The following is a 15,635-nucleotide window of genomic DNA, read 5'->3' as shown; positions in this document are numbered from 1 at the left end:
TGCTCCATGGTTGCTCCCCCTGCTAAGCGCCACCACTCGCTCTCCGACCAGCTGGCGCTGGAGCGCACCCGCATGGCCAACGAGCGCACCATGCTGGCGTACCTGCGCACGGGCCTGGCCATGATTATCGCGGGGTTTTCGCTTATCCAGTTTTTCCGGGCCAACGTCTACGTCTGGGCCGGGGTGCTGGCCATCCCGCTAGGTTTGGGCACCATTCTGCTGGGCTGGATACGGTTCCGCGCCAAAGCCCGGCGCATCTCGCAATCGCTGCTCAATCCGGGGCCCAACGCCTAGACGCCGGAAATTGAGCTAGCCGCGCCGGGGCCGCAGGGCCAGGTAGTCGAGGTAATACAGCACCTTCACCGACACCGAGTTGTTGTGCGGGGTGTTGATGGTATTGCTCAGGTTTTCGAAGTAGAGGGGCGTGGCGGCGTTGGCTTCGAAGTAGGAGGCGCTGGCGTTTTTCCACACCACGCTCACCTGCGAGCCGGGCGCAAACCACCACGAATACACGGCGTCCACGTTGAAGGCGTTGAAGGTGTTGTCGCGGTTGCGCTGGTAGTCCACGGGCGTTTCGAGGCCATCGGGGTGCAGGCGCGAGAAGTCGCGGTAGTGCACGTTGCTCACGTAGTGCCGCACCCGGATGTTGAACGACATGCGGTTGGTGAAGGTGTAGATAGCCGTGGCCGTGTTGGTGATGGTGGTGACGTGGCGGCGGCCCAGCAGCACGTCCTGGCCGAAGGCGCTTTGCAGCGGGGCATCGAGGGGCTGGCTGCCGTTGAGGCCGCCGGCATAGCCAATCTGGTTGCGATTGCGCTCTGCGCTCAGCGCGTACACAAAGCTGAGCTGGTTGCTGGCCCGGTAGCGCGGGCTCAGGGTGAGGGACATGGAGGTGCGGCCGGTGCGGGCACCGTCGGGTGCAAACAGGCGCACGCCGCCGCTGATGTCGTAGGCAAATTTCTTGCGGTAGTCGGAGGAAACGAAGCCGCTCAGGCCAGTATTGGCCGGCTTGCGCACGTAGTACTTGCCGAGCGGGAAGCGGCGCGGGTCGAAGAAGTCGTGGGTAACGGGAATGAACGACAGGTTGACGCCGGTGGTCAGAAAGTTCTTGGTGAACGTGGTGTTGCCGCCGAGGTACAGGCCCACGTCCTGGTAGCGGGTGGGCATTTGCAGCAGCGAGTAGCTGATGCTTCCGTAGGTCCGCAGGTTGTTTACCTTCCAGAACGGCTTGTAGATGTTGTAGTTCGCGTTTACCGACTGCGAGATGTTGTTGTTGTTGAACAGGATGCCCAGGTCGTTGGGGTTGTAAGTGCTGGACTCGATGCCGTGGTCGACGCTCCAGGTGAAGTTGCCGCTGATTTTGCCGTAGCTCAGGTAGTACTTATACCCGTCGCGGTCGGTGATTTCCTGCTCAGAGCCAAAGGCTTTGCCGCGGCGGTTGGAGTACACCACGCGGCCGCTCAGGGCGTAGGAGTTTCGGGCGTTGGCGAGGCGAAACAGGCCGCCGGTCACGTTGGCGTCGTAGGTTGAGCCGGCGCGCGTCACGTTGGTATTGATGAGCGAGACGTAGGAGTTGTTCTTCAAACTCTGGTCCAGCACCACGATGTTGTAGTTCGAAAAGGGCTGGGTGAGCACCTGCCGACGCGCGCCGGTGGCGCTGTCCTGCACCGTGGCGTACACGTCGTTGCTCAGGGCGTTGAATACGCCGATGCCCAGGCCCTTGCTCGTGCGCCCCGATACCTTGGTGGCGTTCAGCAAGCGGGTGATGCCCGGGTTTTCGGCCACAAACTCGCCGGGGTGGCGGCCGTCGCCGTCGGTGGTGCCCGGCCGCGCCTGGCTCGTCACGGTGCCGAAGCCGATGGGCGTGGCGCCCACCCGCCGGGAGTAGAAAAGGCCGCCCTTGTTAAAGAGCTCGGTGCCTTCGGTGAAAAAGCCCCGGTTTTCGTTGTACTGCACTTCAAAGGGCGAGAGGTTGAGCACCTGGTTGTCGCTCTGCACCTGCCCAAAGTCGGGCACCAGCGTGGCGTCGAGCGTGAAGCTTTCGTTGATGCCCCACTTCACGTCGGCCCCGCCGTTGAAACTGGTGCTGGTGTTTTGCTTGCCCTGCTCGTTGAAGGGGTAGTGGTTGACGTAGCTCGACACGTAGGGCGTGAGCGAGAGGCGCAGCGGCGGCTTCACGCCCCGCAGGCCCGTGAGCTCGCCCCACTGGTTCACAAAGCCCGATGCCTGGGGCAGCACGGGGTTCCAGAAAACTTCTGGCGGGTGCTGCGCCGCTGCCGGCCAAAGTTGAGCCCCCAGAGCTGCTCGGGCGCCGCGCTGAAGCGAATGGCCGAGTACGGAATGCGGATTTCGGCCACCCAGTCGTTGCCTTGCAGGCTGGTGCGCGAGTCCCACACGGCGTTCCAGCGGGCGTCTTCGCCGCTGGCCGGCGAGTAGCGCGAATCGACCTGCACCCCGCCCGAGGTCACCAGGAAGCCGTAGCCGTTGATTTGGTCGTGGTAGGTATCAAACCACACCCCAAACCAATCGGAGTTGCCGATGTCGTCGCGCTGGCTCAATTCGCGCAGGATGGAGTCCTGCGACACGTCGTACATGCGGGCGCCCACATAGATGGCGTCGTCGTCGTAGAGCACGCGCACTTCGGTGGGATGCTTTTCGGCGCGGCCGGGCGTGGGTTCCAGCTCCGTAAACTGGCCGGCCAGCGGGGCCTTCTGCCACACCTCGTCGTCGAGCAGGCCGTCGAGCTTGGGCGGGGTGCTGATGCGCAGAGCCTGGAGCTGGCGTTTGGGGGCAAGCTTGGGGGCGGGAGCGGCCGCTGGGGCCGCAACGGGCTGCGCGCCCTGGCCAAACGCCAGATTACCAAACAAACCAAACCCACAAATCAGTAAAAAACGCAGCATGTACCTCACCCTAAAAACCATAGCCTTTTAATTGGGCCATAGATGGGTGCAAAGGTCCGGAAGTTGCGTCCGGCAGGCTAATTCCAGCATAAATAAATTTTCAGAAAACGCAAAAGGCCGGCCTTCCTGAGGAGGGCCGGCCTTTTGCCGCTCAGCTGCCAGCCAGTCTATTCCGTGAATGAAATGTTCAGGTTATAGTTCTGGCCCGCTTTGCCGTCGGGGTTCATCAGCTTGCGGTACTTGGCGGACAGCTCGTCCGGCTGGCGCTTGCCGTTCACCGTCAGGCCCGCGTCGTTGAGCTGCATTTGAAAGCTCTGGTCGTTGGGCCCAATCACGCCGTCCTTGCGCAGCTCGTCGCGCAGCGCTTTCGTGTCTGTACTGGGGGCCTTGGGAGGCCGCGGCGGAGCGGGCGCGTCAAAGGCCGGGGAGGCGTGGGCGCGGCAGGCGGGGGCGGCGGGGCCAGCAGGCCGGTGGCCCCACGAGGCGCTTTGGGCGCACGCGGAGCTTTGGGCGCACGCGGGGTGCCCGGCGCTTGGGGAGGCTGCGGTGCGGTTACGTCGTTGGTTCGGATGTCGCCGTTGCGGCCCATCATCCACGACCCGGTGGCGCTCATCTTGCGGCCGGTGTTGGTTTCGTAGAGCTTCAGGTACTTCTCGAGCACCTTTTTGGGCTGCTCTTTGCCGTCCACTACCAGGCTCCGGCCCGTGAGCTTGAACTGAAAATTATTCTGGTCTTTAATCAGGCCATCCTTCATGAGTTCGGTCACGACGGCATCCTCGTTGGCGCGGGTGCGCTCGGTCCGGCTGCGGTCGATGTCGCGCAGCTCGCGCTCCGATTCGCGGATACGCTGCCGCAATTGCTCGCGGCGCTCTTCACGCACCACCACTTCCTGCCGGTCCTGGTCGCCTTCCTGGCGCAGGCGCAGGGCCCGAAGGTTTTCACCGTTGGCCATATCCAGCGTCTGCAATTCGTCACCGTTGAGGCGCAGCACCCGGGAAGACCCCGCATTTTGTTCGGTCGCCTTCGCCTGGGCCCGCACTTCTTCCAGGCCCTTGCTAATGCCCCTGCGTTCTTCGGCACTCAGGTTTTTGGCCGCGCTGGCTCTGCGCAGGGCGCTTTCGGCGGTACGCAGGGCCTCACGGTTGGCGCGCAGGTCGCTGCTCAGGGTTTGGAGGCCGGGCGTGAGCACCCGGAAAGTGCGGTTGCCGTCGCGCAGCTCTTCCAGGCGGTTGAGCCGGGGCGTCGCGTCCCGATAAATGCGCTGCTCGTAAATGTGCTGCTCGCCCTGCGGAAGGGTGCGGTACCGGAAGTTGCCGGGTCCCTGCCGCTCAAACCGCCCGTTGCCGCCGTCGCTGCGGTACACAAAGCTGCGCGCATCCGGCGAGCTACCCGGCACCACGCGAATGACTTCCACCTGCCGCTCGTCGATATTGCCGCCCTTTTTGTCCTTGATTTTAATCTTGCGCTTGCCGGCTTTGCTGTCGGTTTCCACGCGCTGGCCGTCCACTACGAGGTCGGTCAGGCGCCCTTTTTGTCCTTGGTGATGACCACCGTGCCGGGATTTCCGCGGCGGAAAGCAGCCGGCGCCAGTCGGTCATCCCTTTCGCTGATGACGACGCGGCGACGGCTACGCTCCCGCTCGGCGCGGCGCCGGCTGGCCCGGTCCCGCGGCGTAGTGTCCTGCTCCAGCATCAGCCGGTTTACGCCAAACTCGTCCGGCGCAATAAGGAACTGGTGCGCGTCGCCTTCCAGCGTCGTACCGTTGACGGCTACGTGCAGCAGGCTCGGTGCCGTACCCAACCCGGGCATGAACTTGATGGTATCCCCTGCGCCACTGGCTCGGGGCGCGGCTGGCGCGGCCCCTACCTTCCAGTCAAACGCCGCCGGCCTGGCGGGCGTCAGCGTGGGCTTTGTTAAGGGTCCGGCGAGCGCCACGCTGCTGCCCAGCAGCCCCAGGCCACCCAGTACCAGCGCGCCCGCCATGATGCCTTCGGCCAGGGTGGGAGCGGCCGGGCGGTGCTGCACCAAGCGGCGCACGCGGCTCAATAAGGCTCCCCGCTTGCCAATGGCGGCCAGGGCCAGACGCGGCGTGGCGGGCACCACGGCGCTTTGGCTCCACTCGGCCAGGGCGGTGAGGGCGCGGGCCAGCTGCAGCGAATCACCGCCGCACAGGGCCGTGGCCGTGTCGTCGCAGCAGTTTTCGCGCTCGGTGCGCACGCAGTTGGCCACAAACCACACGGCCGGATGGTAGAAGAACAGCACTTCGGCCACGGTTTGAAGCAGATTCACGAGGTAGTCGCGGCGCAGCACGTGGGCCGCTCGTGGGCCAGAATGGCCTCCAGGCTAGCTGGCGAAAGCCCCGCTACCACGCCCAGGGGCAGCAGAATCACGGGGCGCAGGTGGCCCACCACCAGCGGCACCTGCACCAGGGCCGATTCCAGTAGGGCCACCGGGCGGCGCACGCCGCTGCGTTCGGCCAGCGCCGCAAACCGGGCTTGCCAGGCGGCACTCAGGGGCCGCACGCGGTAGCGACGCAGCCGCTGCACGTACAGCAGGCCGCCCAGCATGCGCAGGCTCATGGCCAGCAGGCCCAGCAGCCAGCCCACCACCAGCAGCGGCAGGTGCTGGTCGAAATAGCGGAGCCCCGCCACAAGCCAGTTGGAAGCGTCGCTCGGAGCCTCGCTGCCGGCCCAGGAACCCGGGCGCAGCAAGCCCGGCTGGCCCACCGGCGCCAGTTGAGCTGAAAACCGGACGCGGCTGACCGTGCTGCGCGGATTTTTACGGCCCCAGCCTGCGCCAACCGAATCGGGCGGGCCACCGTCGTGGGCTTGGCTTTTGGCTTAGCAGGCGAAACCATGCTCGATTTCACAGCGCCCGGCGTCAGCAAATTTTGCTGCTTAGGCCCGGCATTAAAATACAGTCCGAACGTGATGCCAGCCAGCGCCACCACCACGCCCAAAGCGCCGGCCGAAGCCACGTAGCGTACTTCGGCGCGCTGCCGGCGCAGCAGCAACAACGCCCCCGCCAATACCGCCGCCACCAGCGCCCCCTGCCACAGCGAGTGCAGCAGCGTCCAGCCCAGGGCCCGCATGAGCGCGGGCGACACAAAATTCTCAAGCGCGTTCATCGTCGTCGGAATTAGAGGTGGAGTTTTGGATTTCAATGTCGTTGAGCAGGCGCCGGATTTGCGCTAGCTCGTCGGCCGAGGTCTGGCGGCTGCCCAGGGCCTGCATCACCAGCTTCAGGGCCGAGCCGCCGAAGGTGGCGTCCACGAACTTGTCGAGGAGCAGGCCCTGGGTTTCCTGCTCGCGCACCGCGGCCCGGTACACGTGGCTGCGGTCGGCGTCGTCGCGCCGCACCAGGCCCTTTTCCAGCATTAGCTGCAAAATCTTGAGCGTGGTGGTGTAGCCCACTTCGGCTTGCCGGCGCTGGCTCAGGTTGTCATTTATGGCCCGCACCGTGGCGGGCCCGTGCTGCCAGAGCACGTGTAGGATTTCCAATTCGGAGTCCGTAGGTTTGGGGGGCGGTGCTTTGCTCATGCTGGGGAGACGTGAGAGTAGTACGAATTATTTCGTAGTATAAAGCAAAGATGTTACGAAATAGTTCGTAGTTGCAAGGCGCGCCTACGAATCAATTCGTATTAAGCCTCAAAATGTGGACAACCCATTGTTTTTCAGGGAAGTAATTTATAGCCTAATTTTGCTTTCGGCTACGCGGCCCCGCCCCGCCTATTCCAGAATGCGCCGGCGGGCCAGCGTAACGCGGGCGCGGTGGCAGATGCCCCCCAGCGGCGGGTTGAACTTGCTCACGTTGATGCGCACCTTCCGCACGCCGGGCAGTTCGGCCATAATGCGGTCGAGCACGCGGTGGGCCACGTGCTCCAAGAGCCGCGCGGGGGCCCGCATTTCTTCGGCCACGAGGCGGTAGAGCACCTCGTAGTTCACCGTCTGCTGCAGCTTGTCCGATTCGCCGGCCGCCAGCAGGTCGGTTTTGATGTACAGGTCCACGCCGTACTTGTTGCCGATTTTCTGCTCCTCGTCATAATAGCCGTGGAAGGCAAAAAACTCCAGTCCTTCGAGTGCGATTTGGCCCATGCTGCTTGGTGAGATGCTGATGTGAAATGTGCTGGCGGATGCTTGCGCATTAGCCGGGGCAAAGGTGGTGTCATAAAAAAGAAAGCCTACCAATGCGGTAGGCTTTCCCAGGAATCTGCTAAAAACAGAGGCTAGATTTCGTCAAAAAACGACTTCTCCGCTACCGCGGCTTCTGCCGGAGCGGGGGCAGCGCTGCGGCCACGGCCGCCTTCTCCATGCCCGGGTGCATGGGCGGATTGGGCTGGGTGATTTCGGGACGGTCGGGGCCAATGGGGCGAATCTCGGGTTCGGTGGGGTCGACGCGGGGCGCACCGGGGTGAGGCACCTGCGAAGGCGCGGGCGGGTCGATGTGGGGCGCGGGCGAAATGCCGGGGTTTTCGGCCGGCGCGCCGGGCCGCTCAATATCGGGATGGGGAGCCCGGCTGGGGTCGGGCTGCTGGCCCGGCTTGGGGTTGTAGCCTTGCGGCTGGCTGCTTTCGGCCCGGGGCTCGGGCTGGGCGGGGCGGTCGGCCGGCTGCGAAACCGGGCGCGGGGCCTCAAAGGCGGCTGGCGCAGCAGCGGCCACGGCGGCAGCCGAAGAGGTAGAAGTAGTGGAAACCTGCATGGCGGGAGTGGGCTCGGGGGTGGGTTCGGCGGCCGATTCCTTCGGGCGCTCTACCTGTACGCGGGCCGCACGCGAAAGGATGGCCGCCGTGGTGCCCTTGGGCCGGTTGCGGGCTTTCTCTACTTTGTCGAGGGCATCGCTGGCCAGGTGGTGCAGGTCGCGCACGAGGCCGTCGAGCCTGCTGCTCGAGGCGCTGGCACTCCTGGCCCAGGCCGGTTACTTCGCGCTGCATGTCGGCCACGGTTTTCTCGGCCTGCTGGTAGGCCTCGTCCACCACGGAGCGGGCGCGCTGGCGGGCCTCGCCCAGCGCCTGCTCGGCTTGCGCTGGGCTTCGCGCACGCGCAGGGCGGCGTCGCGCTGCGCCTGCTCGGTGATGTTGTTGCCGGTGTCTTCGGCCGTTTTCAGGGTCCGGTACAGGCTGCTTTCTACTTCGCGCATCTTCTGCACATCCTGCTGGGCGTGCTCGAGCTTGAGGCGCAGCTCGCGGTTTTCGTCGCCCAGCCGCTCCCACTGCTGCGAAATCGTGTTCAGGAATGCCTGCACCTCGTCTTTATCAACCCCGCGGAAGGATTTTTCAAACGTTTTCTGGCGGATATCGAGGGCGGTAATTTTCATGTTTCTAATTTCTTGTTGCTGGTTGCTCGTTTCTGGCTACTGTTTTTTGTGGGCTTGCCAAAGTGGATTTTAACGACAAAAACCAGCAATTGCCCAACAAGAACCCAGGAACTAGCCACCAGAAACCTCCCATACCGCCAGGCTGCGGTCGTCGCTACACGAAACTAGCCGGTTTTCGGCGCCCGGCCAAACCAACCGGTTCACCGAAGTGCCGTGCCCGGCCGAGCGTGTACGGTCGAGTACGCGCAGCAGGGTCATGGTGGCCGCATCCCAGAGCTTGATGCTCTTATCGAGGCTGCAGGAAGCCACGTAGCGGCCATCGGGGCTAAAAGCCAGGTGGTTGATGGTGTACATATGCGCCGGCACAACGGTGGCCAACCGGTAGCCCGCGGCCACGTCCCAGGTGCGAATCTGGGCATCGCGCCCGGCCGTGAATAATTGGGCCCCGTCGGGCGAATAGACGACCGAGAAGACGGAATTCGTGCTTTCGCCCAGCGTGTACTTCGTTTCTAGCGAATCCAGGTCCAGGATGCGCGTGAGGGTGTCGGAGCTACCCACGGCCAGCTCGCCGCGCCCTTCGTGCAGGGCCAGGGTGCGCAGGCTTTTGTCAGCGAGGCGCAGGAGCTTGAGCAGCCGGAAATCGGGCAGGCCGAGCACGGCCAGCGTGCCGTCGCCCAAGGCCACATACAGCTGCTGGCGGCTTTCGGAAACCACCATTTCGAAGATGGCCACCGGGGGCAGGGCCGTGGCGTGGGCCAGCTGCCGTTGAGCTAAATCGATGGCCTGAATGCCCTGGAAATTGTGCCCCAGCACCAGCAGGTTCAGCGCCGGCAGGTGGCGCAGGGCATACACCGAGTTTTGGACGCGGGCCAGCAGCACGCCATCGCGGGCGGGGTCGGCCGCATCCCAGCCCACCACCATACCGTCGGCGCTGCCGGAATAAATGGTGGCGTCCGAGCCGCCCGTCAGCGCGTATACCGCGTCGCGGTGGCCGGCCAGGGTGGCGATTTTAGTGACGGGGGACGAAAAATTTCGGACATACAAGCGGCGCAAAGGTAGCTTCGTGATTAATGGTTAGTGATTAGCGGTTAGTTGTGAATGGCTTTATGCAATCCGACAAGGCCTTTTCGCACGCAAAGCAGCCACCTATGCATGTTTGCACCAACGTCCAATAACCGTTAACCATTATTCATTAATCACTAAAAAATGCCGCTTCATTCCCTCCAGCACCTCTCCCCTACTGCCGTGCTGGGCCTGTGGCAGCTCACCGAAACGCCCGCCGAGCCTGTGGCTCAACCTGCCCCAGGCCGAAGCCTATCGGGCCCTGGTGCCCGCCACGGCCGATGCCACCCGCCAGGCCCAGTGGCTGGCCGGCCGGGTGCTTACCCACGCGCTATTGGGAGAAATGCCAGCTCAACCGGCGGAGCTGGTGGTGCAGAACGATGCCACCGGCCGCCCGTGGCTGGATGGCGCTTCTCCGCATCAGCTTACCCTTTCCCTGTCGCACTCCGGGCTGTGGGTGGCGGCTGTGCTGGCGCATGGCGCCCGGGCCGGCGTCGACGTGGAAATGATACGCGACAAAGCCCAGCGACTGGCCAGCAAGTTTCTGAGTCCCGCCGAATGGGAACAGGCCCAAGCTGTGATGCAGCAGAACTCCGAATTGGCTACCGCGCACTACACCCGGCTGTGGAGCGCCAAGGAGACACTTTATAAGCTGGCGGCCCAGCGCGGCATTATTTTTAAGACCCAACTGTTGCTCAGTTCGTTCGCGCCCGCAGAATCCGGCGAAATCCCCGCTACGTTGATACTCGACGGCGCCGAGACCCGGCACTGCATTTGCTATTCTCAGCCGTCGGCCGGCTACGTGCTCACGTATTCCCACGAATCTTCTTCGTAGCAGCCGGCGCTCTCCTTCTTCTATGCCTTACCTTCCCGCCATGTCCTTTCGCCGAATTTCTATTCTTGCCGCCGTGGCCCTGCTGTCGGTGACGCTGGCCGTGGGCGTGGCCCGTGCCCAAACCGGCAACAACATCGCCGACTTTACCCTCAAAACCGCCGCCAACGCCGATGTGGCCCTCAAAAGCTACGCCGGCAACAAGGCCGTGGTGGTGGTGTTTCTGAACCCTGCCTGCGCCTTCTCGCGCCTGTACCAGGAGCGGTTGGCTTCGCTCAGCAACAGCTACCGCGCCAAGGGCGTGGAGTTCCTGTTCATCAACGTGCCCATCAACCTCGACGCCCCCGGCACCGCCGCCCCCGGCGAAGTTGAGCTGCCCACCCTCACCGATGCCAGCCAGCAGGTGAGCGTGCTGCTCGGCGTGAGCAAAACCGCCGAAGCCGTGGTGCTGCAGCCCAGCGCGGGCGGCTTCGCCATCCGCTACCGCGGCGCCATCGACGACAACCCCCAGGTAGCCGGCAGCGTGCAGCAGCACTACCTGCAGCAGGTGCTCGACAATGTGCTGGCCGGCCGCCCTGGAGGGGTAGCCGACAAGCGCGCCGCCGGGTGCTTGATTAAGCGGTAAGGACTAACCTCACCCCCGGCCCCTCTCCAAAAGAGAGGGGAGCCTGACGTGAATTTATTACATAACATAGCAAAAGGCCCGGCTCACTATTGAGCCGGGCCTTTTGCTTTAAAATTGAGCTGAAGCCTGTGCCGTGGCTCCCCTCTCTTTTGGAGAGGGGCCCGCCCCGTAGGGGTCACGTGAGGTTTAACGGGCAGGTTCACGCCCGCCGCTCCGCTACTCCAGAATACTCAGCAGCACCGCTACTTCGGCGGCTTTCATGGGCTCCTGTAGCTTCTCGAAGCTCATTTGCAGGTTGCGCAGGGCGCGGCGCACGATGTCCAGGTTCGTGCACGGCTCGAAGAACATCGGGTTCGACGAAATATTGAGCTGGCTGACGTAGTGCTCGATGTCGGTGCGCGAGAGCACGAGGCCGCGGTTGTAGCAGTTGATGTAGAATGGCTCGGCGCCAGGCAGCTCGGGGCGGAAGGTGAGCACGAACAAATTGGGCAGGTTCACGCCGAACACTGGCAAATGGAGCCGCTGGGCCACCAGCAGGTAAATCACGCAGAGCGTGAGCGGGTTGCCGCGCTTGGTTTCAATCACGCGCTGCAGCATGGAGTTGGCCGGCGAGTGGAAGTGCTGGGTGTTGGCCGCGAACTTGTGCACCCGGAACATGATGTAGTTCAGGGTCTGGACTTGGTCGGCGGGGTGCATTTCGGGGCGCAGCGCCGTCCAGGCTTCGAAGCGGAGCTGCTCGATGGCGCGGTTCAGGGCCTGCAGGTCGGCATCGGGGTATTGGTAGGTATTCAGCAGCCACATGCCTTCGAGCAGGTCGGTGGCGCCGGCTTCGCGCCACACGCGCAGGCGCTGCTGCAAGCCCTCAAACTGCAGGTGGTGAATTAAATCCTCCAGCCGCTGCTGCTGCTGCCCGTCCAGGGTTTCCTCCCACGACTCTTCCAGAAAGGGAATGATGCTTTCGCCCAGGTTCTGGATTTTGTCCTGGATTTGCGGCGCCACTTCCGGGTCGTCCAGCAGCGAGATAAGGGCTTTGATTTCTTTGTTCGTCATTACGCAGGTAGAACGTCCCGACAAATTTACGTCCGGGCGCGGTTTTGGGACACTTCGGCCCTTTTTTCAACGCTCCGACTCCCGAAACAAGTTCGTTTGGGCGGGCTCGTGCGGCCGTTCAGCTCAACCTTTCTGCAGCCTACGCTCCACCTTGCGTCGGCAAATGCAGCTTTCATCGTGGCGCTCAGCGGCCGGCCGGCTCAACAAAAAGGCCCGGCAGAATTTGCCGGACCTTTTGCCTTGGTGATTTTCCCGCTTGGCCAGCTCAGGCAGGCACTGGCCTAAGCCTAGCGCACCACGCCCTTCAGCGCGGCGCCTGATAGCTCAACCCGGGCGCTGTCGCCCAGCTGCCAGCGCACCGCCGGCAGCGCCACGTTCTCCCCCACAAACCGGCCTTGCTTGTCTACCCGAATGGATGCGGAGCGCAAAACATTGGTGGGATTCACCTCGAGTTGAGCCGTGCTCCCAGGGTTTTGGCCCACCACGGCCTGCAGGTTGCCCAGGCGGTTGTGAGCCAGTGCGACTTGGGCCGCGTCGTCTTGCACTAGGCGCAGGCTGTCCTGGGCAAATCCCTGCAAGGTGGTAGTGCTGGAGTAAGTCAGCCGCCGCGGCCGGATGGTGCGCCCAGCCAGGGTGTAGGTAGAGCCGGCCGTGAGGTCCGTGAGCCGGGGACAGCGAATCAGCACCGCGTCGCCGGGGCCCAGGTACTCCTTCTCTTTGGGAAAATTCAGCGCCACGGTCAGTTGGGCACCTTGTTGGCTCACCCGCACATAGTCGGCCGCGCGTTTGTTGACATACACGCCGAAGGGCCCGGCCTCCACTCGCACCTGCATCATGCCCGCGGCGGGCAGGTGCACCGTGCTGAAATCGCGCTGCGGCAGCAGGGTGTAGTTGTGAAGCGGGTTTTTGTAGGCGCCCAGGCGGTATTCGCTGCTTAGGGCGGCGTTGTAGGCGGTGAGGGACCCGAGCAGCAGCAGGCCGGCAGCGGTCAGAAATTTGAGGCTGTTTTTCATGATTGAGCAAGGGTAGCAGGTTCGGATTCGGAATGTTCGGCCAGAAACAGGGCGTAGCGTTGCTCGATTTCGGGCAGGCCCACACCCAGCAGCCGAATGGTGCGGAAAAATGCCGGCAGCTCCTGCTGCAGAAAGCGGGCTTTGCGCTGCTCCTGCACACGTCGGGCCCCATCGGGCGCCACAAAGAAGCCGATGCCGCGCTTGTTGTAAATCACCTGCTGGCCCTGCAGGTGCTCGTAGGTGCGCATCACCGTGTTGGGGTTGACTTGCAGGTCGCCGGCCAGCTCGCGCACCGACGGAATCTTATCATCGGGCGGCCATTGGCCCCGCAGGATGTGCTCGCTCACGTACCCGGCAATCTGCAGGTAAATGGCTTCGTTTTCGTTGAATTCCATAAGGATAGGCCCGCTTATAATTGTTTCTCGGTCAGGCGCGAGTAGGCGCCCAGGCACAGCAGCACGGCCAGCGCCAGCGGCAAGAGCGGCAGCAGCGCCTCCTGGCTTTCTGGCAATTCCATGCGAAACCATTGCTGCCCCGCACCGAACGAAACGCTGCTGAAGGGCAGCGTGGGACTCAGGTCTGCCGGAATCAGCCGCTTCAGCACCTGGTAATTAATTACGACCACCAAGCCCGCCACCCCAAACAGCGCAAAAGCCATTTTCACAGCGTGCAATCGGTTAAAATACAGCGCGCTCCACAGCGCCACTGCGTGTATCAGCAAGTAGCTGAGCAACGCTTTCAGGGGCAAGCTCAGGTCTTTGGTGAAATCGAGCAGCTCACCTTGTTTCCCATCGAGCAGCTGCAGGGCCAGGGCATCCACCGCCAGAAACGCAGCCGTGAAAACCACCAGAAACACGGGCACCGTGTACAGCCAAACCACCAAATACTTTTCCAGGTGCGAGGCCGGCAGCATCAGGGCCGGGGCAGCCTGGCGGGGGTTGCCCAAAGCCGCAAACGCCGAGGACGTGAACACGGCCCCAGCGGCCAACAATAAGAACATGTACAACACCGTCTGCACCTGAATATTCAGCGGCCGGTGGGTGATGTACGTGAGCCCGCACAGCACAACTATCAGCCCGCCCGCCAGCACGGCCGTGCTCATCAGGTAGCTGCGCAGGTGCTCGGCGGTGTGCTTGCGCAGCAGGCGCCCGAAGCGGGAAAGATTAAAATGCTGGTTCATGAGCAGGTTGGGCTAAATGTGTGGATAAAGCGGTGTTGTTGCTGACCAGGGCATTGAAAAGGAGTTCCAAATCGACCCGGCTCGGGCGCCCGTCGGGGTTGGGCCAAATGCCCTGCTGCCCGCGCACGGAGGCTTCGGCGTAGAGCGGCAGTTGGGCCTCGTCGGGGCGGGCAGCGCCGAAACGCAGCCGCTCGGTGAGGTCGTCGATGCTGTGGTTGAGCACAATGCGGCGGTCGTGCACCACCACCACGGTGTCAATCAGCGCGTCGAGGTCGCGGACCTGGTGGGTCGAGATTATCACGCAGCGCTCGTCGCCCAGGGCCGAAGCCACGATTTTGCGGAACTGCGCTTTCGACGGAATGTCGAGGCCGTTGGTGGGCTCGTCGAGCACCAGCAGGCCGGTGTTGGTGGCCAGCGCAAAGGCAATCATGAACTTCTTCTGCTGCCCAAACGATTGGGCCGACAGCTTGGCGTGGGCCGGCACTTCCAGCTCGCGCATGTATTCGGCCGCCTGAGCCCGGTCGAAGCGCGGGTAAAACGGCGCTGTGCTGGCCACAAACTGCTCGGCCGTGAGGGACGGTACGTGCACTTCTTCGGGCAGAAAAAGACATCGGCCAGTACATCGGGGCGGCGCTGAGCTGCCGGCTGCCCGTGCACCGTGCAGGTGCCCGACCACGGAAACGCCAGCCCCACCATGCACTTGAGCAGCGTGGACTTGCCCGCGCCGTTCTTGCCCAACAGGCCATAAATGTGCCCGCGCTCCAGCTGCAGGCTGAGCCCCTCAAAGAGCGGCGCCCGGCGGGAATACCCAAACCGGAGATTTTCGATGACAACCATATGCTTGGTGTTTTAGTGTACCATTGCGCTAGTACACCACAAACATAGCGGGCATTTATGACAAAGCATATGATTGTTACTATTTATTTTTTGGGCAAGAAAAAACCGCTGGTTAGGCGGCTTTTTCACTTATTCACCCTTTTCGAAAAGCGAACACTGATATTCCCAGGGCTTATCAAAACCTCGCTGCCTCTTAAATCGAGCATCTACCCACACCGGCACCCAAAAAGTCGTGTCTGACATAACAGCTAGGTAGCGCGCATCAATACGCACATCATAAACCGAATCATTGATGCGCCGACCTTCTACCACACCTTTTTGAATAAAATAACGCCCGGTGCCTGACTCTAATGCGCCATAAGCGCTGTGTACAGCACTTAGCTTCAACTTTAGCAAATCTTTGTCAACGTAGCGAAATCGATTTTCGAGTGGGAGTTGGAACAAAATGGTTTCCTGCCATTCGCTATCTACCTCCATATGCTCTAGCCTGCCATCCTTAGAGCGGCGCATCGGTGCGCTGAAACTGGAGAAATGGAACAGTAACCTATCCACAGACTGCACCGCAGTTAAGCTGTCCTCATCATAGAAAAATGCATTGAACTTATACCCGCAGCGCGTTGCAACACCTTTTCCTGGCACTTTATCAGACGCCCGGGCCAGACCAAAGCCTGCATGAAATTGAGCCTCTTCGGTTTTGTTGATGGCATCTGGCACCTCATTTATATCCGGGGGTGGGGGCGGCGGAGGCGGTGCCAGTTTGTTCCTTTCTACCTCAGCAACTGACGAGTCATTTGCTTGGCAGCCCCATACACTCACCAACAGT

General features: G+C 62.6%; 19 protein-coding genes and 2 pseudogenes. 3 read left to right on the top strand and 18 right to left on the bottom strand.

What is annotated here, in order from left to right; translation table 11 throughout:
- Window positions 1–6: 6 nt before the first annotated feature.
- Window positions 7–294: a DUF202 domain-containing protein gene (locus ACFQT0_RS10935; RefSeq protein ID WP_380202701.1), complete on the top strand. Its 288-nt coding sequence runs from the start codon at window positions 7–9 to the stop codon at window positions 292–294.
- A 15-nt stretch (window positions 295–309) separates the two neighbouring features.
- Here the strand turns inward: ACFQT0_RS10935 and ACFQT0_RS10930 are convergent, their stop codons facing one another.
- The 11 genes and pseudogenes from ACFQT0_RS10930 to ACFQT0_RS10880 all read right to left on the bottom strand — a co-directional run bounded on the left by ACFQT0_RS10930 (window position 310) and on the right by ACFQT0_RS10880 (window position 9,266).
- Entirely contained in the window at window positions 310–2,238 is a 1,929-nt protein-coding gene (locus ACFQT0_RS10930; protein ID WP_380202699.1) for a DUF5916 domain-containing protein, read from the bottom strand.
- A complete protein-coding gene (locus ACFQT0_RS10925; protein WP_380202697.1) occupies window positions 2,211–2,900 on the bottom strand; it encodes a carbohydrate binding family 9 domain-containing protein in 690 nt (229 codons plus the stop codon). Before ACFQT0_RS10925 ends, ACFQT0_RS10930 begins: the two co-directional genes overlap by 28 nt.
- Window positions 2,901–3,067: 167 nt before the next feature.
- On the bottom strand, window positions 3,068–3,235 hold the full coding sequence (locus tag ACFQT0_RS10920) for a hypothetical protein (protein WP_380202695.1): 168 nt from the start codon (window positions 3,233–3,235) through the stop codon (window positions 3,068–3,070).
- Window positions 3,232–4,407: a hypothetical protein gene (locus tag ACFQT0_RS10915; RefSeq protein ID WP_380202693.1), complete on the bottom strand. Its 1,176-nt coding sequence runs from the start codon at window positions 4,405–4,407 to the stop codon at window positions 3,232–3,234. Before ACFQT0_RS10915 ends, ACFQT0_RS10920 begins: the two co-directional genes overlap by 4 nt.
- Before the next feature lie 11 nt (window positions 4,408–4,418).
- Window positions 4,419–5,467, bottom strand: a pseudogene (locus ACFQT0_RS10910) (M56 family metallopeptidase).
- Between the two features lie 8 nt (window positions 5,468–5,475).
- Entirely contained in the window at window positions 5,476–6,027 is a 552-nt protein-coding gene (locus tag ACFQT0_RS10905) for a hypothetical protein (RefSeq protein WP_380202691.1), read from the bottom strand.
- Window positions 6,014–6,439, bottom strand: a complete 426-nt coding sequence (locus ACFQT0_RS10900) for a BlaI/MecI/CopY family transcriptional regulator (RefSeq protein WP_380202689.1) — start codon at window positions 6,437–6,439, stop codon at window positions 6,014–6,016. Before ACFQT0_RS10900 ends, ACFQT0_RS10905 begins: the two co-directional genes overlap by 14 nt.
- Window positions 6,440–6,628: 189 nt before the next feature.
- Window positions 6,629–6,994: a dihydroneopterin aldolase gene (folB, locus tag ACFQT0_RS10895; RefSeq protein WP_380202687.1), complete on the bottom strand. Its 366-nt coding sequence runs from the start codon at window positions 6,992–6,994 to the stop codon at window positions 6,629–6,631.
- Window positions 6,995–7,154: 160 nt separating this feature from the next.
- Entirely contained in the window at window positions 7,155–7,763 is a 609-nt protein-coding gene (locus tag ACFQT0_RS10890; RefSeq protein WP_380202685.1) for a hypothetical protein, read from the bottom strand.
- Window positions 7,764–7,814: 51 nt separating this feature from the next.
- Window positions 7,815–8,213: a DivIVA domain-containing protein gene (locus ACFQT0_RS10885; RefSeq protein ID WP_380202683.1), complete on the bottom strand. Its 399-nt coding sequence runs from the start codon at window positions 8,211–8,213 to the stop codon at window positions 7,815–7,817.
- Window positions 8,214–8,324: 111 nt separating this feature from the next.
- Window positions 8,325–9,266, bottom strand: coding sequence for a WD40 repeat domain-containing protein (locus tag ACFQT0_RS10880; protein WP_380202682.1), 942 nt, complete (start codon window positions 9,264–9,266; stop codon window positions 8,325–8,327).
- A gap of 274 nt (window positions 9,267–9,540) precedes the next feature.
- On the opposite strand from ACFQT0_RS10880, the gene ACFQT0_RS10875 reads away from it, so the two are divergent.
- Together ACFQT0_RS10875 and ACFQT0_RS10870 are read left to right on the top strand one after the other, a co-directional pair.
- Window positions 9,541–10,110, top strand: coding sequence for a 4'-phosphopantetheinyl transferase family protein (locus ACFQT0_RS10875; RefSeq protein WP_380202680.1), 570 nt, complete (start codon window positions 9,541–9,543; stop codon window positions 10,108–10,110).
- Between the two features lie 40 nt (window positions 10,111–10,150).
- Window positions 10,151–10,732 (top strand): redoxin domain-containing protein, encoded by a 582-nt coding sequence (locus tag ACFQT0_RS10870; protein WP_380202678.1) that lies wholly within the window; start codon window positions 10,151–10,153, stop codon window positions 10,730–10,732.
- A gap of 216 nt (window positions 10,733–10,948) precedes the next feature.
- On the opposite strand, the gene ACFQT0_RS10865 is transcribed toward ACFQT0_RS10870, so the two are convergent.
- From ACFQT0_RS10865 to ACFQT0_RS10835, 7 genes and pseudogenes are all read right to left on the bottom strand, one after another.
- Window positions 10,949–11,782 carry a transglutaminase-like domain-containing protein gene (locus ACFQT0_RS10865; RefSeq protein ID WP_380202676.1) on the bottom strand — a complete coding sequence of 278 codons (834 nt, stop codon included), beginning with the start codon at window positions 11,780–11,782 and terminating at the stop codon, window positions 10,949–10,951.
- Between the two features lie 287 nt (window positions 11,783–12,069).
- Window positions 12,070–12,795 carry a hypothetical protein gene (locus ACFQT0_RS10860; RefSeq protein WP_380202674.1) on the bottom strand — a complete coding sequence of 242 codons (726 nt, stop codon included), beginning with the start codon at window positions 12,793–12,795 and terminating at the stop codon, window positions 12,070–12,072.
- Window positions 12,792–13,190: a GntR family transcriptional regulator gene (locus ACFQT0_RS10855; RefSeq protein WP_380202672.1), complete on the bottom strand. Its 399-nt coding sequence runs from the start codon at window positions 13,188–13,190 to the stop codon at window positions 12,792–12,794. Before ACFQT0_RS10855 ends, ACFQT0_RS10860 begins: the two co-directional genes overlap by 4 nt.
- 14 nt (window positions 13,191–13,204) lie before the next feature.
- The gene (locus ACFQT0_RS10850; protein WP_380202670.1) at window positions 13,205–13,975 is read right to left on the bottom strand and encodes a hypothetical protein; all 771 of its coding nucleotides are present in this window, start codon (window positions 13,973–13,975) and stop codon (window positions 13,205–13,207) included.
- Entirely contained in the window at window positions 13,959–14,564 is a 606-nt protein-coding gene (locus ACFQT0_RS10845; protein ID WP_380202668.1) for an ATP-binding cassette domain-containing protein, read from the bottom strand. Before ACFQT0_RS10845 ends, ACFQT0_RS10850 begins: the two co-directional genes overlap by 17 nt.
- Before the next feature lie 80 nt (window positions 14,565–14,644).
- Window positions 14,645–14,812, bottom strand: a pseudogene (locus ACFQT0_RS10840) (ATP-binding cassette domain-containing protein); the annotation flags it as partial.
- Window positions 14,813–14,941: 129 nt separating this feature from the next.
- Complete coding sequence (locus ACFQT0_RS10835; RefSeq protein WP_380202667.1) at window positions 14,942–15,526, bottom strand: hypothetical protein; 585 nt, start codon at window positions 15,524–15,526, stop codon at window positions 14,942–14,944.
- Window positions 15,527–15,635: the final 109 nt, after the last annotated feature.

The organism is Hymenobacter humi (assembly GCF_042665855.1).
Lineage (GTDB): Bacteria > Bacteroidota > Bacteroidia > Cytophagales > Hymenobacteraceae > Hymenobacter > Hymenobacter humi.
This window is presented reverse-complemented; position numbering and strand designations above follow the sequence as displayed.